The following is a 26,312-nucleotide window of genomic DNA, read 5'->3' on the forward strand; positions in this document are numbered from 1 at the left end:
CAGCCAGCAGTGCGTCGAAACTACCGCATGTCAGGCAACCGGGCCTCGTTGCGTACTTCAGTCTTGGCAATGGCCTCCGGCGGCAGCGAAATGCGTTGCTTGCTCAGAAGCTCGCCCATGTTCGCCAGCACGCGATACATGGAGAACTCCTCGGTGTAGCGCACTTCGGTGTAGCGGCGGTTGGCGTTGTACAGCTCGTTTTCGCTGTCGAGCAGGTCGAGCAGGGTGCGCTGGCCGAGGCCAAACTGATCTTGGTAGGCGGCGCGTACCCGTTGGGTGGTCTCGGCGTATTCGCGGGCGGTCGGGGTTTGCTTGCGTGCGTTGTTCATGGCGTTCCAGGCCAGGCTCAGGTTTTCGTTGAGTTCGCGCAGGGCATTGTTGCGGATGTCCATGGCCTGGTTGATCTTGTGCGCATCCGACTGTAGACGCGCCTTGTCACTGCCGCCGCGGAACAGGTTGTAGTTGAGTTCGACACCGGCCTGCCAGTCGTTGTTGTCATGGCCACGCTGGCCGGCGATGTTGTTGTTGGCACCGGTGGCCAGCACGGCATCCAGGCGTGGGTAGAAGGGCGACTTGGCCACTTCGTACTGCTGCTCAGCGGCATTCACGTCGGCCTGGGCCGACTTGAGGTAGGGGTTGTTCTCCAGCATGCCCTGGCGGGCCAGTTCCAGTGAGGTGGGCACCTCGCCCTTGATGGTCACCGGTGTTTCCAGCTCATCGGGCATGCGCCCGACCACGCTGTAGAAGTTGGCCTCGGCGTCGGCCAGGTCGACCTCGGCGGTATCCAGGTTGTTCTCGGCCAGGGCCCGACGGGCGTGGGACTGGTCCAGGTCGGCATTGCTGCCTACGCCGCGTTCGCTGCGCAGCCCAATCTGGTCATTGACCCGCAGGTGGGCTTGCAGGTTGTTCTTGGCCAGGGTCACCAGTTCGCGACGCTTGAGCACTTCCAGGTACACCTCGATCGCGCGCAAGGCCACGGTTTCGGCCGTGGCCTGGGTGAAGTAGGCACGCGAATTGGCCACTGCCTCGGTACGGCCTACCTCGTTGGCGGTATTGAAGCCGTCGAAGAGCATCTGCCGCAGACGCAGTTCCGACTGGGTATAGCTGAGGGTTTCCTTGTTGTGGTTGCGCGAACCATCGGGGTTGAAACCACGGGTATTGGTGTTGTCGGAGCGTTGGCGACCATAGCCTGCGATGAGGTCGACACTGGGGTAATAGCCCCCGCGCGCGAACTTCACATCCTCGTCAGCCGACAAACGGCTATTACGGCTGGCGCTGATTTCGGGATGTTGGTCCACCGCGTTCTGGACCGCCTCGGTGATCGACATCGCCTGAGAGTTGGCGCATGCCATGGCCAACAGAATTGCACTGGTGATGGGGGTTAGAACGCGCATGGGGTACATCTCCCTGGTCTCGAAAAAGTCCTGCAATCGCCAAAAAAATGACGAAATATAAGAGTCAAACCGTTTCAGGTTTGTAACAACAGAGCTAAGAACATTTATCAGGCGATCTAAGAAGATTTCCTCATAAGATTTATGCGAAAAAAAACTTATGCGCTCTAAGAAATACCGGACATTGTTCTACTCAGGTCGTCCGTTGAATAAGCACTCACGCTTTGTTTTTCGGGCCTCTGATAAAAGTTCCCGTTTTTCTTGCAGCAGAGGGCAGGGATGTAACGAGGGGAGGGAGGCAGGACGTTATTTGGCGACATTTTATTGACATTTGTCATTTTGCCATCGCGTTTTGCCGGGTTCATCGTCGACTGTCATCCAAAGGCCTTGATCCCCCGAGAAACCGGGGCCTGGCACGGTTTTCGATGCATCGCTGGGGTCAACGCGGCGATCTCCACCTTCCTCTAAAGCGCCTTGCGTTGCGGGAATCACTCGGCAATGGAGGCGTTGGTTCATGGCTAAATCACTCGGTGTGGTCAGCAAGGTTGTCGGTCAAGTCTTCGCGGTCGGTCAGGACGGTACCCGTCGGGTGCTGGTCGAAGGGGACCGGCTGTTTGCCGGAGAACAGCTCGAGACCGGCGCCGCAGGGGCTGTGGCTGTGCACTTGAATAACGGTGCCGAGCTGACCCTTGGGCGCGACAGCAGCCTGGAACTGCGGCCGGAGCTGTTGGCCAACCAGGCGGGGCATGTGCAAGGCCCAGAGTCGGTCGCGCCCAGTGAAGCTGACCTCAGTGATGTCGAACGCTTGCAAAAGGCAATTGCCGCAGGCGCCGACCCGAGCCAGGAGGCCGAGGCCACGGCGGCCGGCCCCAGCAGCGCTGGCGTGCCCGGTGCGGTGGGCGGTGGTCATAGCTTTGTGTTGCTGACCGAGGTGGCCGGGCGCGTCGACCCGGTGATTGGTTTCCCTACTGCAGGGTTCAATGGCATCCCTGAATTCACGATTCCCGATGCTGGCGATACTCGCTTCGATGACGATCGTCGGCCTGTGATCGATGGTCCAGATGGTCCAGATGGTCCAGATGGCCCTGACGGACCCGATGGCCCTGACGATCCCGATCATCCGGTGACCCTGAACGGGCTGGATGTCGCCGGTGGCGAACTGACCTTGCACGAGGCCAACCTGCCACTGGGTTCGGCCAGCGACCCCGGGGCCCTGACCCAGGGTGGCACTTTTACCGTGTCGGCTCCCGATGGGGTGTTCAACCTCAATGTCGGCGGTATCAATGTCGTTACGGGAGGTGTGGTAACGGGGATTGGCCAATCCGTGACCACGGCGTTGGGTAATGTCCTGACCATCACCGGTTACGACCCTGTCACAGGTACGGTCAGCTATAGCTACACCCTCGTGACCGCCGGAGGCACCCACGCGCAGGGTGAGCAGTTGGCAGTGCACGTCAGCGATTCGAATGGGAGCGTGGCCAGTGGCACGCTCGATGTTCACATCATCGATGACGTGCCCCAGGCGGTGGACGACAGCAATCCCACAGTGGCGACCGAGCAGCAGACCACGTTGACCGGCAATGTGCTGACCAACGATGTGCAAGGGGCTGACCGTGTGCCGTCTGGCCCGATCACCGCCGGTACGTTCGTCGGCACCTACGGCACGTTGGTGCTGGCGGCCGACGGGTCCTACACCTACACGTTGAACACCAACGACCCGGACTTCATCAACCTGCACGGTGGTGGCTCGGGCGTTGAGCACTTCACCTACACGCTGACCGATGCGGACGGCGACAGCAGCACGGCGACGTTGGTGCTCAATGTCACCAACCTCAACGATCCGGTGACCCTCGATGGCTTGGATGTAAAAGGGGGGGAACTCACCGTCCACGAGAAGCACTTGGGCGACGGAAGTGCCCCCGATGCCTCGGCATTGACGCAAAGCGGGACTTTTACCGTCACGGCAGCAGATGGCCTGCAAACGCTGGTCGTGGGCGGCATCACCCTGGTCAACGGCGGGGTGGTGGCCGGCTTTCCGCAATCCATTACCACGCCGCTGGGCAATACCCTGACCGTGACTGGCTACAACCCGGCCACCGGCGTCGTCAGCTACAGCTATACCCTGACCGACAACGAGGCGCACCCCAATGCTGACGGCGCCAACAGTGTGAGCGAAAGCTTTACAGTCGTGGCGACCGACAGCGATGGCAGCAGTGCCAGCGGCAATATCGACGTGAACATCGTCGACGACCTGCCCCAGGCCAATCCCGATTCAAAATCGGTCGTGCACGAAGGCGGGGTGGTCACTGGCAACGTGCTCTACAACGATGTGATCGGGGCCGATGGCGCACCCGATGGCAAGGCCGTCGTCGGTGTGAGGGCCGGCAGCGATACCTCGAACCCCGCCCATGGTGATGTCGGCAACCAGATCATGGGCACCTATGGCTACCTGATCCTCAATGCCGACGGCAGCGCGACCTACCACGCCAACCCCAACAGCGTGGCAGGGGCCGGTGCGACCGACACCTTCGTCTACACCATCCGCGATGCCGACGGCGACGAGAGCACCACCACCGTCACCATCAATGTCCTGGACAGTGGCCTCTCGGTCAGCGGTGCGGACCGTGATGTGACGGTCTACGAAAAAGCGTTGGACCTGAACCAGGACGGCAAAGACCTGGCGGCCGGGAACGTCACCGGCAGCGATCCGACGTCCACGGGCGAGACCGGGACGGGCACCCTGGTCGGTGCGGTGCAAGGCGGGGTCGGTGCATTGACCTACACCTTGATGGGCAATGCCGTCGGGCAATACGGTCAGATCCATCTGAACGGCGACGGCACTTACACCTACACCCTGACCTCGGCGCCGAAAACGCCGGGTGGCGCCAACGATGGCCCGAACACCCTGACCGAAACCTTCACCTATCAGGCGAAGGATCAGCTGGGCAACACCATCACCAGCCAGATCGTCATCAACATCGTTGACGACGTGCCCAAGGCCAATCCGGATTCGGCGCCTGTGCATGAGGGGGGTGTCGTCTCCGGCAACGTGTTCTACAACGACAACCTGGGCGCGGACAAAGTGGCCGACGGCAACGTCGTGGTCGGCGTGCGCGCGGGGAACGATACCTCGACTTCGGCCCACGGCGAGGTCGGCAGCCAGGTCATGGGTAACTACGGCTACCTGGTGATCAACGCCGATGGCTGGGCGACTTACCACGCCAACCCCAACAGCGTGGCAGGGGCCGGTGCGACCGACACCTTCGTCTACACCATCCGCGATGCCGACGGCGACGAGAGCACCACCACCGTCACCATCAATGTGCTGGACAGTGGCCTCTCGGTCAGCGGGGCGGACCGTGATGTGACGGTCTACGAAAAAGCGTTGGACCTGAACCAGGACGGCAAAGACCTGGCGGCCGGGAACGTCACCGGCAGCGATCCGACGTCCACGGGCGAAACCGGTACGGGCACCCTGGTCGGTGCGGTGCAAGGCGGGGTCGGTGCATTGACCTACACCTTGATGGGCAATGCCGTCGGGCAATACGGTCAGATCCATCTGAACGGCGACGGCACTTACACCTACACCCTGACCTCGGCGCCGAAAACGCCGGGTGGCGCCAACGATGGCCCGAACACCCTGACCGAAACCTTCACCTATCAGGCGAAGGATCAGCTGGGCAACACCATCACCAGCCAGATCGTCATCAACATCGTCGACGACGTGCCCAAGGCCAATACCGACTCAGCCACCGTACAGGCGGGCGGTATGGTAAGTGGCGATGTGCTGTACAACGATGTCTTGGGCGCGGACAAGGTCACCGACGGCAACGTCGTGGTCGGCGTGCGGGCGGGCAACGATACCTCGACCTCGGCCCATGGCGAGGTCGGCACCCAGGTCATGGGCAACTACGGCTACCTGGTGATCAACGCCGATGGCTTTGCGACCTACCACGCCAACCCCAACAGCGTCGTCAGCAACGGTGCGACAGACACCTTCGTCTATACCATCCGTGATGCCGATGGCGACGAAAGCACGACCACCGTCACCCTCAATGTGCAGGGCAACCCACTGTCGGTGAGCGGCCCAGACTGCGATGTGACGGTGTATGAAAAAGCCCTGGACCTGAACCAGGATGGCAAGGACCTGGCCCCGGGCAACGTCACCGGCAGCGATCCAACCTCCACCGGCGAAACGGCCTCCGGCACTCTGGCCGGCGCGGTACAGGGTGGCGTGGGTGCATTGACCTACAGCCTGGTGGACAATGCCGCAGGGCAATACGGACAGCTTCATCTGAACGGCGACGGCACTTATACCTACACCCTGACCTCGGCACCGAAAACCCCGGGCGGTGCCAACGACGGCCCGAATACCACGACCGAGACCTTCACCTACCAGGCGAAGGATGAACAGGGCAACACCATCACCAGCCAGATCGTCATCAACATCGTCGATGACGTGCCCAAGGCCATTGCCGATTCGAAATCGATCGTCCACGAGGGCGGCGTGGTCACCGGCAACGTGTTGTACAACGATGACCTGGGCGCGGACAAGGCCGCCAACGGCAACGCCGTGGTTGGCGTGCGCGTCGGTAGTGACACCTCCACCGCCGCGCACGGCGATGTCGGCACCCAGGTCATGGGCAACTATGGTTACCTGATCCTCAATGCCGACGGCAGCGCCAGCTACCACGCCAACCCCAACAGCGTGGGCAGCGATGGTGCGACCGACATCTTCGTCTACACCATCCGTGACGCAGACGGCGATGAAAGCACCACCACCGTCAGCATCAAGGTGCAGGACAGCCAACCCTGGATATGCGAGCCGCAAGAGACGAACGCACCTCCGGTGGCCGCTGCCGACCACATCATCACCAACATTGCTGGCGCGGGGATCACAGTGCCTGCCGAGGCCCTGCTGGCCAACGACAGCGACCCTGACCACGATAAACTTTCGGTGTCGTCGACCTACTTCGACACCCAGTTCTCCGCCAACGGCGCAGGCTTTGGGGTGGGCAGCGACACCCCTGTGATCGAGTTCAATGGCATCGGCAGCAACCTGCCCAACCGGGTTCGGGACCTTGCGCGCAGCGAGTTCCGCGGGACCTCCGACAGCATGGCGGCCGCGCTGATCGTGAGCGGCTTCCTGGCCTCGCCCAACGGCAACTTCGCCAATGCCCAGGATGTATTGACGGTCACCCTCAAGAAAGGCGAGACCCTGAACCTGCACCATGACTTGTCGGCAAGCCAGGTCGCCATGGAGTGGAAGGACGAAGGCGGCAGCTACCAGACCATCGACAACGACAAAGGCTTCACCGCCAGCCACGACGGGACGTACTCCATCCACATGATCAATGTGTCCAGCGGCAATGGCAGCCACGGCACGGCGAACTACCTGCTGACGATGTCGATCGATTACAGCGATGCCGAGCAGGATGTGTACAACGGCACCTACACAGTGAACGATGGCCATGGCGCCAGCGCGACAGGTAATGTCGACATCACCTACCAGGGGGGTAACGTGCTCACGGGCACCACCGACAATGACACCCTGGTGGCCGGCGCAGGCAACGACACGTTGCAGGGTGGTGCTGGCAACGATGTGCTGGTTGGTGGCAGTGGCGATGACAAACTCCATGGCGGTGAGGGCAATGACCTGCTGATCGGCGGGCCGGGCAATGATCTGCTCGATGGTGGTGCAGGCATCGACACGGCCAGCTACGCCTCGGCCACTGGCGCAGTGACGGTCAACCTGAACCTTACTGGTGCGCAAAACACCGGAGGAGCCGGTACCGACACCCTCAACGGCATCGAGAACCTCATCGGCTCCGACTACAACGACATCCTGATTGGCGATGCTGGCAACAACGTGCTCATCGGCGGGTTGGGCAACGACCGGCTCACCGGAGGTGGCGGTAACGACACCTTTATCTGGCAAAAGGGGGATGTAGGGCACGACACCGTCACCGACTTCACCCCCGGCAGCGACCGCCTCGACCTGTCGCAATTGCTTCAAGGCGAACAAGCCACGTCCGCTTCGCTGGATGACTACCTGCACTTCAAGGTCACCGGTACCGGCACCAATGTGGTCTCGACCATCGAAGTCAGCAGTGTGGCGGGCGCCGCGCCCACCCAGACCATCGAACTGGCTGGGGTCGACCTGGCGCAGCACTATGGCGTCACGGCCGGCGCGGGTGGGGTGATCGCCTCGGGACAGGACACGGCGACCATCATCAACGGGATGCTCAATGATCATTCGTTGAAGGTGGACACTGTCTGAGTGATCCGTGGTGCGAGGGGTGATCCAATCTCGGGACCAGCCCGCTCCTGCAGGAGCGGGCTCGCCTTCGGATCAATGCACCGTGCGACGCCTGGACATACGCCCTGGTCGCACCTGCAGCGCCAGGCCTGCTCCAGCCTCATAGACTGTGCTTCGTGCCCACCTCGGAGTCAGCCCACATGTCCCACCGCGAAGCCCATTCCCCCAGCCAGGCCCTGTGGCAGCCTATGATTCTGGGCGGCCAGCGCCTGGAAGGTGTCAGCTGGAAAACTTTGGCCGACACCGGCCCCTGGCAGGCCTACTGGATGAAAATGGCGCCCGGCAGCCGCTCGGTACCGCATCGGCACGCAGCCACCGAATTGCTGCAGGTGCTGGAAGGTGAAGTCATGGATGTCGATGGTCAGGTTTTTCGCGCGGGCGACAGTCTGGTCTATGCCGCAGGCTCCGAACACTGGCTGCGTTCGCCTGGGGGCTGCCTGTTGCTGGTGGTGGAGTCCGAGCCGTCGTCGCTCAGTGATTGAGCGTCAACCAGGCCGGCGCAAGGTCTTTTGCTTGAGGATGTACAGGCTGACCAGCACGGCGCTGGTGAGCATGAAGGCCCGTGCCCAGAACAGAGGCACCAGGTAGCAGGACAGGCCGATGCTCGCCCACATCAGGCCGATGGCGTAGACCTTGCCCTTGAGCGGGATGCCTTCGCCGCTGAGGTAATCACGGATCCACGGACCTAGCTTGGGGTGGTTGATCAACCAATGGTGAAAGCGCGGCGAGCTGCGCGCGAAGCAGGCTGCGGCCAGGAGCAGGAAAGGGGTGGTGGGCAGTACCGGCAGGAAAATCCCCACCACCCCCAGCGCAACGCTGAGCCAGCCGATGGCCAGCAACAGGTAGCGCATGGCCACCTTAGTGGTGGCGCGGCTTGAGCAGGGCAGGCTTCTCGTCAGGGGCGTGCAGCAGCAGGAACAGCGCGGTCAGCGCCTCGGGGATCTGCACGATCATGTCGTCCTGCAGGCTGGCGTTGCGGGCGATGTCCTCGAACTCCGGCTGCTCGTCGAACAGGCCCGAGCCGACCATGATCGGCAGCAGCATTTCGCTGACTTCTTCCTCGGCGTTCTCGAACCAGGCTTCTTCGCGCAGGAAGACCCCTTCCATGAAGCCGATGCACCAGCCGCGCAGGTCGGAATCGTCCGGCTCGTCGGTCAGGTCCAGGTCGCAAGGCAGCTCGAACTCGTCGTCGCTGGCCAACTGACGGCCGATATGCGCCTTGAGAGCCACCAAGGTCGCCTCGATCTCGGTGCGCTGGGCGTCACTGGCATAGTGGGGTTCTTCAGCGAACAGGGCGTCGATCCATTCGCGCTCGGGAACGTCCTCGGAGCAGATCGACAGCGCGGTCAGGTAGCCATGGGCGGCGACGTAGTCCAGCGCTTCTTCGTGCAGCTCGTCGGCGTCGAGGAAGGCTTGCAGGCGGGTCAGTTGCTCGGCGAAGGACATTACAGGGCTACCTTGGGGAATAAACGATAACGAATTCTAGCACCTTGCGGCGGCTGGGGGGCAAAGGGAACGTCTGTCGCGGGGAAGCTGCCAAGGCATCCTGCATGAACGGGCAGTGGGGTATAATCCGCGATTTTTCATCCAGGGGTGCCGTTTCCCGGCACTCCGGCAAAAGCCGCTTACGGATTGGCAAGTGTGTCCGGCGGATTTTTCGTCCAGCCTGTGTCCAGGATGGTACGGCGATTTTGGAGTTTCCAATGCTCGAACAGGCTCAGCGCGTCCTCAAGGACATCTTCGGCTACGACAGTTTCCGGGGACGCCAGGCAGCGATCATCGAATGCGTGGCCAGTGGCGGCGATGCCCTGGTGCTGATGCCTACCGGCGGTGGCAAGTCCCTGTGCTTCCAGGTGCCGGCCTTGCTGCGCCCGGGCCTTGCGGTCGTGGTGTCACCGCTGATCGCGCTGATGGACGACCAGGTAGCTACCCTCGACGAATTGGGTGTGGCCGCCGCCGCACTGAATTCGACCCTGAGTGCCGAGCAACAGCGTGAGCTGGCCGGGCGCCTGCGTAGGGGCGAGGTGAAGATGCTGTACCTGGCGCCCGAGCGCCTGGTGCAGCCACGCATGCTGGAATTCCTGCGTACCCTGGACATCGCCCTGTTCGCCATCGACGAAGCCCACTGCGTCTCGCAGTGGGGCCACGACTTCCGTCCTGAGTATCTGCAACTGGGCCAACTGGCCGAGCTGTTCCCCCAGGTGCCACGCATCGCCCTGACCGCAACGGCCGACATGCGTACCCGCGAAGAGATCGTCCAGCGCCTGCACCTGCAGGGCGCCGAGCGATTCCTGTCGAGCTTCGACCGGCCCAACATCTTCTACCGCATCGTGCCCAAGGAGGCACCGCGCAAGCAGCTGATGGCGTTTCTCGGCGAGCGCCGGGGCAACGCCGGCATCGTCTATTGCCTGTCGCGCAAGAAAGTCGACGAGACCGCTGCGTTTCTCTGCGAGCAGGGTTTCCCGGCCCTGCCTTATCACGCCGGTCTTGCCGCCGAGACCCGTGCGGCCAACCAGCACCGCTTCCTCAACGAGGAGGGCTTGATCATGGTTGCCACCATTGCCTTCGGCATGGGCATCGACAAGCCCAACGTCCGCTTCGTCGCCCATCTCGACCTGCCCAAGTCGATGGAAGCCTACTACCAGGAAACCGGCCGTGCCGGTCGTGACGGCCTACCGTCGGACGCCTGGATGGCCTACGGCCTGCAAGACATGGTGATGCTCAAGCAGATGCTGCAGAACTCCGAGGGTGACGAGCGCCACAAGCGTGTCGAGCAGCACAAGCTCGACGCCATGCTGGCCCTGTGCGAAGAAACCCGCTGCCGCCGCCAGTCGCTGCTGGCCTACTTCGACGAAGTGCTCGAACAGCCCTGCGGCCATTGCGACAACTGCGTCGACCAGGTACAGACCTGGGATGCCACCGAGCCTGCCCGCCAGGCGCTGTCGGCGGTGTACCGCACCGGTCAGCGCTATGGCGTGGGCCACCTGGTCGATGTGCTGGTGGGCAAGGACACCGAAAAGGTGCGCAATTTCGGCCACGAAAAGCTTTCGGTGTTCGGTGTCGGCAAATCCTTGAGCGAGCACGAGTGGCGGTCGTTGTTCCGCCAACTGGTGGCACGCGCACTGGTTGATATCGACCTGGAAGGTTACGGCGGGCTGCGGTTGTCCGACAGTTGTCGCCCGTTGCTGCGGGGTGAAGTCACCCTGCAACTGCGTCGTGACCTCAAGCCACAGACCGTGGCCAAATCCTCTGGCGGCGGCAGCCCCGCCAGTCAGCTAGTGCGGGCCGAGGAGCGCGAGCTCTGGGAGGCGCTGCGAGCCCTGCGGCGCAAGCTGGCCGAGGAGCACAGCGTGCCGCCCTATGTCATCTTCCCCGATTCGACCCTGCTGGAAATGCTGCGCAGCCAACCGACCAGCCTCAGCGACATGGCCCAGGTCAGCGGCGTGGGTGCGCGCAAGCTGGAGCGTTATGGCGAGGCCTTCCTCGAGGTGCTCAATGGCGGCTCGGGGGATGAGGCGCCCAAGGTGGTGCTCGACCTGCGCCACGAGCTGGTCAGCCTGGCCCGGGCCGGCATGACCCCGGCGCAGATCGCCGGCCAGCTCAATTGCAGCGAAAAGAACGTCTACAGCCTGCTGGCCGAGGCCCTTGGCCGTCAGGAGTTGAGCCTGGAGCAAGCCTTGGACCTGCCCGAAGACCTGCTGATGGAAGTGCAGGATGCCTTCCTTGACGGCGAGGGCGAACTGCCGCCGGTATCGGTGGTGTCGCCGTTGTTCGGCCAGCGCGTACCGGAAGGCGTGCTGCATTGTGTGCGTGCGGCACTGGCCGCAGAGTTCGAGCTGTGACTGACCCTTGTCACGCTTTTTGACGAATATCGGAAATTCCCGCGCGCCGCAGCCTTGCCTGTTGGCGTCGGGCATGATTAGCTGGCTAATAATTAGTTCTGTTCATAGAGTCGCTTATGCCCCTGACCGATAACCAACACCGCTTCGGCATGCAGCTGGCCCAGATGTCCCGTGGCTGGCGCGCCGAACTGGACCGCCGCCTTGCCGGCCTCAACCTGTCCCAGGCGCGCTGGTTGGTGCTGTTGCACCTGGCCCGCTTCGAAGAGGCCCCGACCCAGCGTGAGCTGGCCCAGAGCGTAGGGGTCGAGGGACCGACGCTCGCGCGGTTGCTCGACAGTCTGGAGAGTCAGGGGTTAGTGCGGCGTCAGGCGGTGATGGAGGACCGGCGGGCGAAGAAAATTTTGCTGTGCCCGCCGGCCAAGCCGCTGATCGACCAGATCGAGACCATCGCCAACGCCCTGCGCCTGGAATTGTTCACGGGGGTCGACGAGGCCGACCTGGAAGTCTGCATGCGGGTGCATGCGAAGATTCTCGCCAACCTCGAAAAATCCTGAATTCATGCCACGTGGGGCTGCCCTGTGGCTCATCGCAGCGTTGCCAGCGTGTGGGAGCCTGCGATGGGCCGCAGGCGGTCCCACTGGCTTTAGAAGGTATGTCCCAGATTCAGGTACACCGCCTTCTGATGCTCATCGTTGGCTCCATAGCTGATGTTCAACGGCCCCAACGGTGTCTCCAAGCCCAGGAAGATGCTCGCTGCATTGATGTACCCGCTGTCGAATTCGTTGTCGTTGTTCCAGGCCCGGCCACGTTCGAGCGAGCCGCCCAGGTACAGCGGGAAGTCTAGCGGCAGGTAGGCGCGGGGCGTGAGGCGGCGGTAGTAAACCATACGCATCAGGCTGATGTTTTGCCCCGACACCGAGTCTTGGCGAAAGCCCGACAACTGCCTGGCCCCGCCGAACACGAAGCTTGAGGTCACTACCTGGGCGTCATCCAAGGTGCGCCCGTAGCGCCCGCCCAGCACCAGGCTGTGCGGCCCGCTGCTGAAGGCTTTGTCCAGCTTGAGCTCCCACTGACGGTAGTCGTCGTCCGAGTCCAGGGACTTGTCGTACTTGCGCAAGGCCAGCCCGATGTCTTCACCGCTGTGAGGGAAGTACACATTGTCGAAGGTATCGAATGAGTACTTCAGCTCATAGAAGCCTTCGTTGAAGCTGACGCTGGGCAGGTCCTGGTCGCCGATGCGCACCTCGGCCTCGCCCCAGGCTTTGCCAACCCCCACCCGTACTTCGCCGTAGGTGCCGATCTGTCGACCGAGGTTGAGGCCGAAACCGTAGCGCTCCAGGCGGTATTCTGCGACCGGATCGTTGTCCAGGGTCGCCTCGATGTTCTGTGAGCCGAAGTCCAGATAGGGCGCGACGAAGTAGCGTGAGCCCACATCCAGCGGCTGGTAGAACTCGCTGTAGAGCTCCTGCTGGTCGCCGATCTGGGCGCGGGTCAACCACTCGGCGCCCAGCCGGTTGATGCCATTGACCCGATAGCTGGCGCCGAGGTTGAAGGCACTGTCGCCACGCATGTCGTCCGACAGGTTCAGGCCCAGGCGCAGGTAATCGGTGCCGCCACGCTTGCCGCGGGCGTTGATCACCAGGGTGTTGTCGTCGCCCTTGTGCACCACGCGATACTGCACCCGGTCGAAGTAGTCCAGGCCGTAAAGGGTGCCCATGTCGGTCTGCAGGCGATCCAGTTCAAGGGGTTCGCCCAGGGGTTGGCGGATGTAATAGCGGATCACGTCGTCGCTGACCTTCGAATCGTTCTCCACCTTGATCGCGGTGATGATCGGCCGGCGCTGGCGTGGCGAACGGGCCACTGCAAGGCCTGTGTCGCCCTCGTCACGGCGCAGGCTGGCCAGGCGGTTGTCCATGGCCCGGGCGGCGCGATAGCCGGCATCGATCATGTCCTGGGCACGGCCGAAGTCGGTCACGCCGAAGGCGGCGAGCGAAGGCTGGATGAGGACGTCGTCCTGATGCAGGCTGGCCAGTTGCTCCTCGGAGTTGCGCCGGGTCATCAAGGTGATCGACTGGTTGAGCACGTCGACCACCGTGGCCAGCTGTTTGCGATCACGCAAGGGGGTGCCGATGTCGACCACGATGGCCAGGTCAACCCCCATGTCCCGCGCGACATCGACGGGAATGTTGTCGACCATGCCGCCATCCACCAAGAGACGGCCGTCGAGTTCGACCGGGGCGAACACGGCCGGGATCGACATGCTGGCGCGGATCACCTGTGGCAGGTGCCCGCGGCTGAACACCACCTTCTCGCCGCTGGCGATGTCGGTGGCCACGGCGCGGAAGGGGATCGGCAGTTTGTTGAAGTCGCGCGTGTCGGCAGTGTGGGCCAGCTTGCTTTCTAGCAGCAGGGAGAGGTTCTGGCCCTGGATCACGCCCAACGGCAGGCCGAGGCTGCCGTCGTCGCGAAAGCTGAGCTTTTGCTTGACCAGGAAATCGCGGTCGTCCTGCTTGCGGCGGAACGGCACGTCCTTGCGTGGCGGGGCATCGGACAGCGCCTGCTGCCAGTCGAGGGTGGTGGCGAGCTTTTCGAGCTCCTCGACACTGTAGCCGGAGGCATACAACCCACCGATCACCGCGCCCATGCTGGTGCCGGCGATGGCGTCGATGCGTACGCCTTGCTCCTCCAGGGCCTTGAGCACGCCGATATGGGCAAGGCCCCGGGCAGCGCCACCGGACAACACCAGGCCAACCTTGGGCCGGGCGACTTCAGTGGCCAGGGCGGTGAAGCTGGTGAGTGTCAGCAAAAGGCAGAACAGCAGGCGGCGCATCGTGAGTCTCAAAACCGTGGTCAAAGACCGCTAGTATAAGCGGCTCATCCCCGAAGGAGACGCATTGCCATGCCCCAGGCCAAGCCCGAAATCGTCATCACTTATTGCACGCAATGCCAGTGGCTGCTGCGTGCCGCCTGGCTGGCCCAGGAGCTGCTCAGCACCTTTGCCGACGACTTGGGCCGCGTGGCCCTGGAGCCGGGCACCGGTGGCGTGTTCCGTATCACCTGCGATGGCATGCAGCTTTGGGAGCGCAAGGCCGATGGTGGTTTTCCCGAGGCCAAGGTGCTCAAGCAGCGGCTGCGCGATCAGATCGACCCGCAGCGCGACCTGGGCCATAACGATCGCTGATCAGGCGCCTTCGGCCAGGGGGCGCTGCTTGGGCGGTTGCTCGGCGGCCATGCGGCTGGAGAGCACGATCGCGAAGATGATCAAGACACCGCCCGCCAGCATGCGCAGGGTCGGCGTTTCGGCGAACACCACCCAGGCGACGGCGATGCCATAGACCGGTTCCATGCCGAACACCACGGCGGCAGTGCGCGCCTTGATCACGCTCAGGCTGGCGACGAACAGGCTGTGGGCGACGCCCGTGCAGAAGATGCCGAGCAGGCCGATCCACAGCCAGTCCATCGTCGCTACCTGGTTCAGGCCTGGGCCGGCGAAGGGCAGCAGGCACAGGCCGACCACCAGGTTCTGCCACAGCGCCGCCTGTACCGCCGGCAGGCGCCCAGAACCGGCGCGATTGGTCAGCGACAGCAACGAGAACAGCAACCCTGAAAGCAATGCCCACAGCAGGCCACCTGTCGCTTCGCTTTGCAGGTCGAACGCAGGGGTGACCAAGACCAGACCGATGCTCACCAGCACCACCAGCACAGCCTCGTTGCGGCGGATGCGCTCGCGGAACAACACGCCTTCGAGGATCACCGTGAAAGCAGGGAAGCTGGCGAAGCCGAGGGTGGCGATGGCCACGCCGCCGACTTTGACTGCGATGAAGAAACTGACCCAGTGTCCGGCCAGGAGCACGCCGCCGAGCAGCAGCCTGCGCACGTCTTGCGCGCCGAGGCGTTGCCAGCCGGGGCCGGCGAGGCTGGCGAACAGCGCCAGGGCGAGCACGGCGAAGGCGGCGCGCCCGAAGACGATGATGGTGGGGCTTGCACTGGCCGCCAGCTTGCCGAAAACGCCGGTGAGGCCGAAGAAAAGGGCGCCGATGTGCAGGGCGCCAAGGGCAGTGCGGTGGTTCATGGTAGTCCTTGTGATGACAGTGGCCCACGCGCATTGGCGTACCGGTGGGCGCGAGCTTGCCGCGCGACAGGCCAGGGGGCCAGCGAGCATCCCGCAGGCTCGATATTCAAGGGTCAGTCTACGAGGGCTGTCGCGTGCTGTCTGTCGCCATCCTTGCGTCAGTTGTCGTCAGGCTCGCGTCGCACGGCCATGGGCGAGCGGCCAAAGTCACGGCGCATGGCGGCCGAAAACGCACTCTGGGAACTGTAGCCAACCTGCGCGGCGATTTCGCCGATCGGCAGGCCGGTCTGCTGCAGCAAACGTCGCGCCTTGAGCAAGCGCCGCTGGCGAATGTAATCCATCGGCGTCATGGCACATTCGCTGGCGAAGCGCGCATGCAGGCGGGCGCAGGACAGACCGGCCAGGCGCGCCAGGTCCGCCACCTGCAGCGGGTGGGCGGCATGCTGCTCGATGTGTGCGTCGAATGCCGCGTAGGGCAGGTGCCGCTGGAGGGGCGCCGGCACGGGTTGCGAATTGAGGCTGGCCAGCAGCAGGACCGCGCCTTGCTGGGCGATCAACGGGTCATCCACCGGGCTGCTGGCGAGCCAGTCGACCAATTGCTGCTGACGGTTGTCCAGGCTCAGGGGGCCAGGTCGATCGAGCAGGCGGCGGCTGGCATCGGCATGGCGACCCAATTGCTCGTGCAACCAGCCTGCGTCGGGAACATCCAGTACCAGGCAGTCGCTACCGGCTGGACTGCCACAGGTGTGATGGGCGCCGGCCGGCACCACCATCAGGCCCTGGCGCTGGACCTGCGCGCCATGGCCCTGAACCTCGAAATCCAGGCGTCCACCCAGGCCAAACACCAGCTGTGAATGGTCGTGACTGTGGGCGATCAGGTCATGGCGGTAGTGGCGCAGAGAGAGGATGGGGCCGGCGGTCATGGGTATTTCCTCGCGGGGCAGGGCGCCAGTGTACACATCTGTAGCCCGACTGCGGGACATGCCCGCTCTCGCAGTGCCGCGCCATTTTGTGGGCGGCTGCGATCGGCCCCTGATCGCCAAGGGCTGGCAGGCGATCAGCCGTCACGCCGCTGCCACCAACCTGTCATCCACAACTGCCAGTCTCCAGCAAACAGCGCAGGAGCCTGCCCATGACCCATGCCGAACTCGCCCGCCCATCGCGCAAGCAACGTGTGCGCACTTTATGGATTTCCGATGTGCACCTGGGCACCCGCGATTGCCAGGCCGAACACCTGTCGCAGTTCCTCAAGGGGTATCAGGCCGACCGCATCTATCTGGTCGGTGACATCATCGATGGCTGGAAGCTGCGCGGCGGCATCTATTGGCCCCAGGCCCACACCAATGTCATCCGTCGGTTGCTCACCCTGAGCAAGCGCGGCACCGAGGTGATCTACGTCACCGGCAACCACGACGAGTTCCTGCGCCGCTACTCCAAACTGATGCTGGGCAACATTCACCTGGTGGACGAAGCCGAGCACCTGACCGCCGATGGCCGGCGTCTACTGGTGATCCACGGTGACCAGTTCGATGTGATCACCCGCTACCACCGCTGGCTGGCGTTCCTGGGAGACCGGGCGTACGAATTCACCTTGGTGCTCAACCGCTGGCTCAACCATTGGCGAGCTCGCTACGGCTACGGCTATTGGTCGTTGTCGGCGTACCTCAAGCACAAGGTCAAGGGGGCAGTGAACTTCATCAGCGACTTCGAGGATGCCATCGCCCATGAATGCACCCGGCGGGGCTTCCAGGGGGTGGTCTGCGGGCATATCCATCACGCCGAGATCCGCCAGGTGGGGGAGGTGCAATACCTCAATTGCGGCGACTGGGTGGAGTCATGCACGGCGCTGATCGAGCACTGGGATGGGCAGATCGAGCTTTATCGTCTGGCCGAAGCCCAGGCCCGCGAGGCTGACCGCTTGGCTGCGCTGCGCGAACCGGCCTAATCGCCTCGGCGCTCCCTAGAGGCTGATCTTGCCGCGCAGGATGTCGCGGAACATGGCGAAGTCGCCCAGCAGGCTGTACAGCGGATAAGTGAAGGTGGCTGGGCGGTTTTTCTCGAAAAAGAAATGACCGACCCAGGCGAAGCCATAACCGGCGAACGGCACGGCCAGCAGCAATTGCCAGCGCCCGCTGGCGAAGGTGTAGGCGAGCAGGGCGATGACCAGGCTGGTACCGACGAAATGCAGGCGGCGGCAAGTGGGGTTGCTGTGTTCACCCAGGTAATAAGGATAGAACTCGGCAAAACTTCGAAACTGCGCGGCAGGGATCATGGCTGTACTCCCGTTAGGTTCGCGTTGTGAACAGATACACGGCGCGGAGCCTGAATCGAGTCTAGAGTCATTGTCGGGGCCGGCCAGTGACCAAAGGCGCCAATTGAATATCTTTTCGATTCGCCGCATGAAGCGGTCAGCACAAGAAGCCTGCCATGAGCGAGAGAACCACGTCAGCCAGCTGGGCATCAGGGATTGTCAAAGCGCTCGAGCTGGAAGGGCTCGACTGCCAGGCCATGTTCAAACAGCTCGGGCTGGATTTCTCAGCCCTCGACGATCCTGACGCGCGCTTTCCTCAGGACGCCATGACCCGTCTGTGGCAACTGGCGGTGGAGCTTTCGGGCAACGAGGCGATCGGGCTGAACATGGCCCGCGTGGTGCGCCCGGCGTCGTTCCATGTGGTGGGTTACGCGCTGATGTCCAGTCGCACCCTGGCCGAGGGCTTCGAACGCCTGGTGCGTTATCAGAGGATCATCGCCGAGAGCGCCGACCTCAGCTTCCGCCTGGGGCCGGAAGGCTATTCGCTGGTGCTGACCGTGCATGGCGACCACCTGCCGCCCACCCGCCATAGCGCCGAGGCGTCGCTGGCCTGTGCGTTGTCCTTGTGCACGTGGCTCAGCGGCCGCTCGATCCAGCCGCGCCGCGTGTTGATCCAGGGGCCTCAGCCGAAGAACATCGAGCCGTACAAGGCTGCGTTCCACTCACCTTTGGTGTTCGGTGCGCCCCATGACGCGCTGGTATTCGAGCGGGCTGACATGGAGGCCCCGCTGCCGACGGCCAACGAGGCCATGGCCGTGCTGCACGACCGCTTTGCCGGGGAATATCTGGCACGCTTCTCGGAAAGCCGGGTGACCCATAGGGTCCGCCAGGTGCTGTGCCGCGTTTTGCCCCAGGGCGAGCCCAAGCGCGAAACCCTCGCCCAGGCGCTGCACCTGTCACAGCGCACTTTGCAGCGTCGCTTACAGGAGGAGGGCACCAGCTTCCAGACCTTGCTCGACGACACCCGCCGGGAACTGGCCGAGCAGTACCTGGCCCAGCCTGGCATGACCTTGCTGGAAACCGCCTACCTGCTGGGGTTTGCCGACCCGAGCAACTTCTACCGGGCGTTCCGCCGCTGGTTCGATGTCACGCCCAGCGAGTACCGCGCCCGTCTGGAGGCAGAGCCGGTCAGTGACGCCAGAACGCCGGCATACACAACACCAGCACCGTGATGATCTCCAGTCGGCCGAGCAGCATGCCGCCTGAAAGGATCCACTTGGCCGCGTTCGGCAAGGTCGCATAGTTGCCGGCAGGGCCAATCACCTCGCCCAGGCCCGGCCCGACACCGGAGACGGTGCCCGCAGCGCCGGTGAGGGCGGTCATCCAGTCCACGCCCAGCAAGGACAGCAGCAGGGCGATGACACAGATGGTGACGGCGAAGAAGAACGAGAAGGTAAGGATCGAGCGCACGATCTCTTCGTCGAGACGGTGGCCGTTGTACTTTTGCTTGATCACCGCACGGGGGTGAATCAACTGGTTGAGGCTCGCCTTGAGCAGGATGTAGGCGACCTGGAAACGGAAGATCTTGATGCCGCCGGCGGTGGAGCCGGAGCAGCCACCGATGAAGCCCAGATAGAAAAACAGCATCAGCGAGAAATTACCCCACAAGCTGTAATCGCCCAGGGCGAAGCCGGTGGTGGTGACCACCGACGTGACGTTCAGTGCCACGTGGCGCAGGGCGTCCAGCCAGTGCAGGTTGGTGGTGGCCCAGTACCAGGTGCCCAGCACCAGCCAGGTGGCCACCAGCAAACCGAGCAGGCCCTGGACCTGCTGGTCGCGGAGCAACGCCTTGCGGTTGCCGCGCAGGGTGGCTACGTACAGGGTGAACGGCACGCTACCCAGGATCATCACCACCACCGCCACCCAGTGCACGGCCGGGATGTCCCACTTGGCCAGGGACTGATCGGAGGTGGAAAAGCCGCCGGTGGAAATCGCCGACATGGCATGGTTGATGGCATCGAACGGCCGCATGCCCGCCCACCAGAACGCCAGGCTGCCGAACACGGTGATGCCGACATACACCGCCACGATCGACTTGGCGACCATGTGCGAGCGCGGCATGACCTTTTCCGAACGGTCCGAGGATTCGGTCTGGAACAGGCGCATGCCACCGATGCGCAGCAGCGGCAGGATCGCCACCGCCATACCGATGAAGCCGATACCGCCGAGCCAGTGCAGCATCGAGCGCCACATCAGGATGCCGGGTGACATGGTGTCCAGCCCGCTGAGCACCGTGGCGCCGGTGGCGGTGATGCCGGACATGCTTTCGAAGAAGGCGTCGGTGTAGCTGATGTGCTGGGTCAGCAGGAACGGCAGGGCGGCGAACACGCACACGACCAGCCAACTGCTGACTGTCAGCAGGTACATGTCGCGAGGGCGCAAGTGGACGTGCTCGGGCCGTCCCTGGACGACCAGTGCCAGGCCGGCGATGAAGGTGATCAGGCTCGACCAGAGGAACGAAGGCATGTCGCCGGTGCGTTCGAAGACCACCAGGGTCGTCATGGGCACGACCATGCTGACCGCCAGGGTGATCAGGAAGATGCCGATGATGAAACCAATGATCCTTAAGGTCGGCAACGCCATGTGATCTGCTCTGACTCGAAACGGAAAGGGCGCCATTTTAAGCCGCAGGCGCCAAGCTGCAAGCGCTAAGCGTGAGAGGACGTTTTCTTGCGGCTTGCAGCTTGTGGCCGGCAGCTTGAGAATGGCCGCACTTTTTCAATCTGCCAGGAGGGTAGCCCATGGAGGCTCTCGACGCATTGCTCAACCGTGTTTCCGTGCCACGCCTGACCGACCCGGCGCCCAATGCCGCCCAGCGCGAAGCGCTGTTTCAGGCGGCCTTGCGCGCCCCGGACCACGGCCAGCTGCGCCCATGGCGCTTCCTGACCATCGAGGGCGCGGCCCGCGAAAAGCTCGGTGAGCTGTTCGCCGAAGCGGTCCAGAAAAAGGGTGATGCCAGCCAGGCGGCGCTGGACAAGGCGCGGGCCATGCCGCTGCGAGCGCCCTTGCTGATCGTGGTGGTGGCGCGCCTGCAGGAGCATTTCAAGGTGCCCAAATCCGAGCAGCGCCTGGCGGCCGGTTGCGCAGCCCATGGCATTCTCATCGCCGCCCACGCCCAGGGGATCGGTGCAGTCTGGCGCACCGGCGATATGGCATTCGATGCTCATGTGCATCAGGGGCTGGGGCTTGCCGAGAATGAAGAGCTGATTGGCTACCTGTATGTCGGTACGCCCATGACCGAGCCGCGTACCGCGCCTGTTCTGGAGACCGCCGACTTCGTCAGCGCCTGGGGCGAGTGATTCATTGGGGCCGCTGCGCGGCCCTTTCGCGGCACAAGGCCGCTCCTACAGACCGTGTAGGAGCGGCCTTGTGCCGCAAGGGGAAAGACCTGTCAGCCGGCAACGATCTCGCAGGGCAATTCCAGGGTCGCCACGAACCCGCCCTGCGGGTGATTGCCCAGCACCAGACGGCCGCCATGTCGCTCCGCCGCTCGCCGGGCGATGGCAAGGCCCAGCCCATGCCCGGGCGCTTCCTGCCCAGGCGCGCGGAAAAACGGCTCGCCCAGCTGCGCCAGGTGCTCTTCGGCCACGCCAGGGCCGTGGTCTCGCACACTCAAGACGATGCGCCCTTGCTCGCGCTCGGCATGAATCTCGATCGATTGACCGACCGGGTTGAAGCGCAAGGCATTGCGCACCAGGTTGTCCACCGCACGCTCGATCAGTGTGGGCCAGCCTTGCAAGGTCAGACCGGGTGCCGCCTGCAGACGTATCTCCTGCTCGGGGGCGCTGAGCTGGGCGTCCTTGCGCACGCTGCCGAGCAGCGCGTTGAGGTCCACCGGCTCGGCATGGGATTGCTCGGCGTCGACCCGGGCCAGGGCCAGGATCTCGCTGATCAGGTCTTCCAGGCGGTCGCACTCGCGGGTCAGGCGTGGCCACAGGGCCTGGCGTTGCTCGGGTTCGGCGCGCTCGGCCAAGGCCAGGGCGATGCGCAGCCGCGCCAACGGTGAGCGCAGTTCATGGGAAACGTCGCGCAGCAGTTGGCGCTGGCTGCCGATCAGGCTTTGCAGGCGCGCGCCCATCTTGTTGAAGTCATTGGCCAGTACGCCGAACTCGTCACGCCGGGACGCCAGCCGCGCCAGGCTGTTCTGCTGGTAGCTGGTCTGTCCCAAGTCGTGCACCGCACCGCGCAGCCGGCTCAGCGGGCGCGTAATGGACAGCGTGACGAACAGGCTGAACAGCGTCAGTACCACCAGGGCGATCCCCAAGGCGCTCAGCGGCCACAGCAGGCTCTCGCGGTGCCAGGCGTTGAGCGCCGGGTGTGGAATGCGGTAGATCAGCAGGTAGGTCTCGCCACTGTCAGGGCTGGTGTATTCCTGGGTCAGACGACGCCAGGGCAGGCGGCGCTGGTCGTTGTGCTGACGCGCCTCGAAGGCGGCGGCACGACGAGGGAAAGTGCCCGGCACCACGGCCTCGCCACTGTCGTTGAGCACCTGCACATCGATGCCGAAGCGGTGCTTGCGCCGCTCCAGAAAGCGCTGGGCGGACTCCAGGCCTTCCTGCTCATAGTGCTGGGTCCAGCGGCTGGCCAGGGTATTGAGGCCCGGATGGCGACTGAGGATCCAGGCATCCTGGTTGAGCATGTGGCCGAGCAGGATCGACAAACCTGCGACCAGGGCGATGGCCAGCCAGAAGCTGGCCAGGATGCGCCAGAACAATGACCGCAAGAGCACCTCCTGAAAACAAGAAAAGCCCGGCCCGCTGGGAGGCGGGTCGGGCGCGGGGCTGTCAGCTTACTGGGCCTTGGTGCCTTTTTCAGCTTTCCAGGCCTGGAACTCCTGCCACTCGGCCTTGCGGGCGGCGCGTTCCTTTTGCAGTTCGTCGAACTTCTTCTGCTGATCAGGCTTGAGCAGGGCGCGGATATCGGCCTGGGTCTTGTCGTGGCTGGCCTTGATCTCGTCTTTCATGGCCTTCTGGTCGGCAGCCGGCAGCTTGGCGATGTAACGCTCGGTGATGTCGCGGCGGTGCTTCATCTGCTCGCCCATCAGCTTGCCGATCTGCTGGCGCTGGTCGCGGCTCAGGTCCAGTTGGGCGAAAGGCGCGTCACCGCGATGATGCCAGCCACCGTGGTGCGGACCGCCTTCGGGCATGGCCATGGCCACGGTCGGCAGGGCGGCGGCGAACATCAGGGCGATAAGGGTCTTGCGCATGGTGTTTCTCCTTTCATGGGCCGGTGGTTACCGGATGAGCCCAGTCTAGGGAAAGCAAGGTCAAGGGCGGTCAGGTGAGCGTAAAGACTTGGTAAAGCTGTGAGCCTCAAGCAGCGAGCTAAAAGACAGAGCCGTGGTGGTGCGGCTGCCTTCTTGCCGCTTGGCGCTCAGAGGCTGTAGTAGTAACCGCGGCTGCGCAGGGCAACGATACGGGGACGGCCGTCAGGGTGTGGGCCGACCTTCTTGCGCAGGTTGCTGACATGCATGTCCAGGCTGCGGTCATAGAGGGTCAGCTTGCGGCCCAAGGCGATCTGCGCCAGCTCCTGTTTGTCCAGTGGATCGCCAGGTTGGCGCAGCAATGCTTCGAGAATGCGGCTTTCGGAAAGCGTGAGGGTCATTTCACGAGCATCGACACTGACCACGCCCCGCACAGGGCTGAAGGTCAGGTCGCCGACTTCGAGCTGGGTGCTGGCGGCTGCCGGGTGGCTACGGCGCAACACCGCGCGCAGTCGGGCGGTAAGCTCGCGCGGGTCGCAGGGCTTGGCCAGGTAGTCATCGGCGCCCAGCTCCAGGCCCAGGATGCGGTCCAGAGGCTCGCCGCGGGCCGAGAGCATCAGCACCGGCAACTCCGCATGCTCGGTTCGCAGTTGCTTGAGCAGCTCCAGGCCGCTGCCGTCAGGCAGCATCACATCCAGCACCACGGCCGCCGGCGCGTGGGCGGCCAGGGCCTGGCGCGCGCTCTGGCCGTCATGGCAGGCGCGTACGGCGAACCCTTCCTGGCTCAGCCAGCTGCCGAGCAGCTCGCAGAGTTCCTGGTCATCATCAATCAGTAACAGCTCGCTCATGACTCACTCAATTCAACCATTGACGGCGTCTTCTGTGTCCGCCACTGGCTAAGATACCGCAGACAGCCGAAAACAGTGCAACGGCCGAACCGATCACGAACCACAACTGCTGATCGCTGAGCAGCGGGACCGGGGCGCTGGCCTGCAACTCCTTGAGCGAAAGCTTCAGGCGCTGGTTTTCCTGGCGCAGCCGTGCGAGCTGGGCATTGTCCTGCTCGCTCTGGGTGTCTTGCAGTTGTTGGTTGAGCGCGGCACGTTGCTGTTCACTGTCCTGCAGACGTTGCTGCAGCTCGGTGATCTGCGCGGCAGCGGTCAGCGACAGTGGTTCTTCGGCAAGGGCAAAAGGGGACAGCGACAGCAGGCAAAGCAGCAGGGACATCGGACCTCGGCGCATTGGAACTCCTGATTCCTATCGGTTCAGAAGGTTGTCGGCCGCAGGTCGCAATAGATGAGCGCGGGCCTCATGATCACGCCATGAGGCCCGGCCTCAATCAAGGCAGGACTTGCTTGAAAGGCTTGACCACGACCTTGTCGTACACGCCGGCAGCGATGTACGGGTCGGCATCGGCCCAAGCCTGGGCGGCGGCCAGGGAGTCGAATTCGGCGACGATCAGGCTGCCGGTGAAGCCTGCGGCGCCCGGGTCGTTGCTGTCGATCGCCGGGTGCGGGCCGGCCAGGACCACGCGGCCTTCGGCCTTGAGCTGCTGCAGGCGCTCGATGTGCGCCGGACGGGCCGCCAGGCGTTTTTCCAGGGAACCTTCGACGTCGCTTGCGATGATGGCGTAGAGCATGTCAATCCTTAGGTTTGGAAGTGGAGGGGTCGCTGTCATGCAGGTGGCGCGACAGGTACACGCCCTGGGCCACCAGGAAGATCACGGTCATGCCCAGGCTGCCGAACACTTTGAAATCGACCCAGAAGTCCTGGAACGTGAACGCGACGAACAGGTTGGCGGCGCCGCACACCAGGAAGAACCCGATCCACGCCAGGTTCAGGCGCGTCCAGATGGCATCCGGCAGGCTCAGGGCGTGGCCCATGATGCGTTTGATCAGGACTCGGTCACCGACAAAGTGACTGCCGGCGAAGGCCAGGGCGAACAGCCAGTTCACCACCGGCGCTTTCCACTTGAGGAAGGTTTCGCTATGGAAGGCCAGGGTGAGGCCACCGAACACCAGGCAGGCGACCAGGGTCAGCAACTGACCTTTCTCGAGCTTGCCGTGGCGCAGGAACAGCGCGCCGTAGACCACCAGGGAGCTGAGGATCAGCACCGCCGTGGCGCTGTAGATGCCGCCGAATTCGAAGCCATGGCCAGCGATTTCGACCGCGCGCGGGTCGAGTTTGTAGACGATGAAGAACAGCAACAGCGGAATGAAATCGATGAATTGTTTCACAGTGGCAGCCAGAAGCGGGATGTGACGGCATAATAACAAACATCGATTCCAGCGAAAGCGCTCCTCCATGAATGTTGATCTGCACTGTCACAGCACGGCCTCCGACGGCGCCCTGTCGCCTTCGGCCCTGGTCGCCCGGGCCCATGAGCACGGGGTGCAGACATTGGCCCTGACCGACCACGACACCATCGAAGGCCTCATCGAGGCACGCCAGGCTTGCCACGCCAATGGCATGCGCTGGGTCAGTGGGGTGGAGCTGTCCTGCACCTGGGGCGGCGCCACGATCCATGTGCTGGGCTATGACTTCCCGCTCGATGCGCCGCCGCTGCTCGAGGCCATCGAGACCTTGCACCGTGGTCGTTGGCTGCGCTCCGAGGAAATCGACCGACGGCTCGCAGCCAAGGGTATGCCCGGTACGTTAGAGGGGGCTAGGGCGGTGCAACAGGAACTGGGTGACAGCGGCAACGCTCCGGCGCGTCCGCACTTTGCCGAGTTCCTGGTGCGTGCCGGTCACGTCAAGGACCGGGGGGAGGCGTTTCGCAAGTGGCTGGGTGCCGGCAAGCTGGGCGACGTCAAGCTGCATTGGCCAACCCTGGAAGAAACCGTCGCCACATTGCGCCGGTCCAACGCTTGGGTGAGCCTGGCCCATCCCATGCACTACGAGTTGACCCGCAGTAAGCGCAGACGGCTGATTGCAGACTATATTCAGGCAGGCGGGCAGGCGTTGGAGGTGGTCAACGGGATGATGCCGGCCGAGCAGGTGGGCACGATGTCCATCCTCACCCGTGAGTTCGGCCTGCTGGCGAGCGCTGGCAGTGACTTCCACGGCCCCGGCACCTGGGGCGAGATCGGTGCCTATCGGCCATTGCCCGAGGATCTGCCACCTTTGTGGCGCCGATTCAGCCATGAACAGCCTATGGCGGTATGAACAGGACGA

The 26,312-nt window shown here is 63.6% G+C and carries 23 protein-coding genes; 9 read left to right on the forward strand and 14 right to left on the reverse strand.

The genetic code is table 11. The features are described 5' to 3' along the window. Positions 1-20: 20 nt before the first annotated feature. Entirely contained in the window at positions 21-1,394 is a 1,374-nt protein-coding gene (locus tag ACNFCH_RS08880) for a TolC family outer membrane protein (protein WP_070092140.1), read from the reverse strand. A gap of 511 nt (positions 1,395-1,905) precedes the next feature. Here ACNFCH_RS08880 and ACNFCH_RS08885 point away from each other — a divergent pair. Next, positions 1,906-7,671, forward strand: coding sequence for a retention module-containing protein (locus ACNFCH_RS08885; RefSeq protein ID WP_416742639.1), 5,766 nt, complete (start codon positions 1,906-1,908; stop codon positions 7,669-7,671). A gap of 179 nt (positions 7,672-7,850) precedes the next feature. After that, positions 7,851-8,192 (forward strand): cupin domain-containing protein, encoded by a 342-nt coding sequence (locus tag ACNFCH_RS08890; RefSeq protein WP_337157069.1) that lies wholly within the window; start codon positions 7,851-7,853, stop codon positions 8,190-8,192. 3 nt (positions 8,193-8,195) lie between these two features. Here the strand turns inward: ACNFCH_RS08890 and ACNFCH_RS08895 are convergent, their stop codons facing one another. Beyond that, positions 8,196-8,561 (reverse strand): YbaN family protein, encoded by a 366-nt coding sequence (locus ACNFCH_RS08895; protein ID WP_043214361.1) that lies wholly within the window; start codon positions 8,559-8,561, stop codon positions 8,196-8,198. 7 nt (positions 8,562-8,568) lie between these two features. Next, positions 8,569-9,156 carry a YecA family protein gene (locus tag ACNFCH_RS08900; protein ID WP_196163542.1) on the reverse strand — a complete coding sequence of 196 codons (588 nt, stop codon included), beginning with the start codon at positions 9,154-9,156 and terminating at the stop codon, positions 8,569-8,571. A 257-nt stretch (positions 9,157-9,413) separates the two neighbouring features. On the opposite strand from ACNFCH_RS08900, the gene recQ reads away from it, so the two are divergent. Both recQ and ACNFCH_RS08910 read left to right on the forward strand, forming a co-directional pair. Beyond that, positions 9,414-11,552 carry a DNA helicase RecQ gene (gene recQ, locus ACNFCH_RS08905; protein WP_416742640.1) on the forward strand — a complete coding sequence of 713 codons (2,139 nt, stop codon included), beginning with the start codon at positions 9,414-9,416 and terminating at the stop codon, positions 11,550-11,552. Positions 11,553-11,668: 116 nt separating this feature from the next. Next, positions 11,669-12,106, forward strand: a complete 438-nt coding sequence (locus ACNFCH_RS08910) for a MarR family transcriptional regulator (protein WP_337157067.1) — start codon at positions 11,669-11,671, stop codon at positions 12,104-12,106. An 89-nt stretch (positions 12,107-12,195) separates the two neighbouring features. Here ACNFCH_RS08910 and ACNFCH_RS08915 read toward each other — a convergent pair whose 3' ends face one another. After that, positions 12,196-14,382, reverse strand: coding sequence for a patatin-like phospholipase family protein (locus tag ACNFCH_RS08915; RefSeq protein WP_416742641.1), 2,187 nt, complete (start codon positions 14,380-14,382; stop codon positions 12,196-12,198). A gap of 69 nt (positions 14,383-14,451) precedes the next feature. Here ACNFCH_RS08915 and ACNFCH_RS08920 point away from each other — a divergent pair, with 69 nt between their 5' ends. Further along, positions 14,452-14,733, forward strand: coding sequence for a SelT/SelW/SelH family protein (locus tag ACNFCH_RS08920; protein WP_337157065.1), 282 nt, complete (start codon positions 14,452-14,454; stop codon positions 14,731-14,733). On the opposite strand, the gene ACNFCH_RS08925 is transcribed toward ACNFCH_RS08920, so the two are convergent. Together ACNFCH_RS08925 and ACNFCH_RS08930 are read right to left on the reverse strand one after the other, a co-directional pair. After that, positions 14,734-15,624: a DMT family transporter gene (locus tag ACNFCH_RS08925; RefSeq protein ID WP_416742642.1), complete on the reverse strand. Its 891-nt coding sequence runs from the start codon at positions 15,622-15,624 to the stop codon at positions 14,734-14,736. Positions 15,625-15,782: 158 nt separating this feature from the next. Further along, on the reverse strand, positions 15,783-16,547 hold the full coding sequence (locus tag ACNFCH_RS08930; protein WP_337157063.1) for an AraC family transcriptional regulator: 765 nt from the start codon (positions 16,545-16,547) through the stop codon (positions 15,783-15,785). A gap of 209 nt (positions 16,548-16,756) precedes the next feature. Between ACNFCH_RS08930 and ACNFCH_RS08935 the strand changes: the two genes are divergently transcribed. Beyond that, a complete protein-coding gene (locus ACNFCH_RS08935; RefSeq protein WP_070092123.1) occupies positions 16,757-17,569 on the forward strand; it encodes a UDP-2,3-diacylglucosamine diphosphatase in 813 nt (270 codons plus the stop codon). Positions 17,570-17,584: 15 nt separating this feature from the next. Here ACNFCH_RS08935 and ACNFCH_RS08940 read toward each other — a convergent pair whose 3' ends face one another. Continuing rightward, on the reverse strand, positions 17,585-17,896 hold the full coding sequence (locus ACNFCH_RS08940) for a DUF962 domain-containing protein (protein WP_337157062.1): 312 nt from the start codon (positions 17,894-17,896) through the stop codon (positions 17,585-17,587). A gap of 155 nt (positions 17,897-18,051) precedes the next feature. On the opposite strand from ACNFCH_RS08940, the gene ACNFCH_RS08945 reads away from it, so the two are divergent. Further along, positions 18,052-19,107 carry an AraC family transcriptional regulator gene (locus tag ACNFCH_RS08945; protein WP_337157061.1) on the forward strand — a complete coding sequence of 352 codons (1,056 nt, stop codon included), beginning with the start codon at positions 18,052-18,054 and terminating at the stop codon, positions 19,105-19,107. On the opposite strand, the gene ACNFCH_RS08950 is transcribed toward ACNFCH_RS08945, so the two are convergent. Then, entirely contained in the window at positions 19,064-20,518 is a 1,455-nt protein-coding gene (locus tag ACNFCH_RS08950; protein ID WP_337157060.1) for a TrkH family potassium uptake protein, read from the reverse strand. The two genes, ACNFCH_RS08945 and ACNFCH_RS08950, sit on opposite strands and share 44 nt — an antisense overlap. Before the next feature lie 158 nt (positions 20,519-20,676). Between ACNFCH_RS08950 and ACNFCH_RS08955 the strand changes: the two genes are divergently transcribed. Beyond that, complete coding sequence (locus ACNFCH_RS08955; protein ID WP_337157059.1) at positions 20,677-21,234, forward strand: nitroreductase family protein; 558 nt, start codon at positions 20,677-20,679, stop codon at positions 21,232-21,234. Positions 21,235-21,326: 92 nt separating this feature from the next. Here the strand turns inward: ACNFCH_RS08955 and ACNFCH_RS08960 are convergent, their stop codons facing one another. The 6 genes from ACNFCH_RS08960 to ACNFCH_RS08985 form a co-directional block, all read right to left on the reverse strand. Further along, positions 21,327-22,664: a HAMP domain-containing sensor histidine kinase gene (locus tag ACNFCH_RS08960; RefSeq protein WP_337157058.1), complete on the reverse strand. Its 1,338-nt coding sequence runs from the start codon at positions 22,662-22,664 to the stop codon at positions 21,327-21,329. Between the two features lie 60 nt (positions 22,665-22,724). Next, complete coding sequence (locus tag ACNFCH_RS08965; RefSeq protein WP_337157057.1) at positions 22,725-23,141, reverse strand: LTXXQ domain protein; 417 nt, start codon at positions 23,139-23,141, stop codon at positions 22,725-22,727. A gap of 167 nt (positions 23,142-23,308) precedes the next feature. Next, positions 23,309-23,986, reverse strand: coding sequence for a response regulator transcription factor (locus ACNFCH_RS08970; RefSeq protein WP_337157056.1), 678 nt, complete (start codon positions 23,984-23,986; stop codon positions 23,309-23,311). 7 nt (positions 23,987-23,993) lie between these two features. Further along, entirely contained in the window at positions 23,994-24,380 is a 387-nt protein-coding gene (locus tag ACNFCH_RS08975) for a translation initiation factor 2 (protein ID WP_337157055.1), read from the reverse strand. Positions 24,381-24,477: 97 nt separating this feature from the next. Continuing rightward, entirely contained in the window at positions 24,478-24,777 is a 300-nt protein-coding gene (locus ACNFCH_RS08980; RefSeq protein ID WP_070092114.1) for a YciI family protein, read from the reverse strand. 1 nt (position 24,778) lies between these two features. Beyond that, complete coding sequence (locus ACNFCH_RS08985) at positions 24,779-25,375, reverse strand: septation protein A (RefSeq protein ID WP_196163557.1); 597 nt, start codon at positions 25,373-25,375, stop codon at positions 24,779-24,781. Between the two features lie 67 nt (positions 25,376-25,442). Between ACNFCH_RS08985 and ACNFCH_RS08990 the strand changes: the two genes are divergently transcribed. Then, a complete protein-coding gene (locus ACNFCH_RS08990) occupies positions 25,443-26,303 on the forward strand; it encodes a PHP domain-containing protein (RefSeq protein WP_416742643.1) in 861 nt (286 codons plus the stop codon). The last annotated feature ends 9 nt before the right edge of the window (positions 26,304-26,312 follow it).

The organism is Pseudomonas sp. NY15354, assembly GCF_048068075.1.
GTDB classification, from domain to species: domain Bacteria; phylum Pseudomonadota; class Gammaproteobacteria; order Pseudomonadales; family Pseudomonadaceae; genus Aquipseudomonas; species Aquipseudomonas guariconensis_C.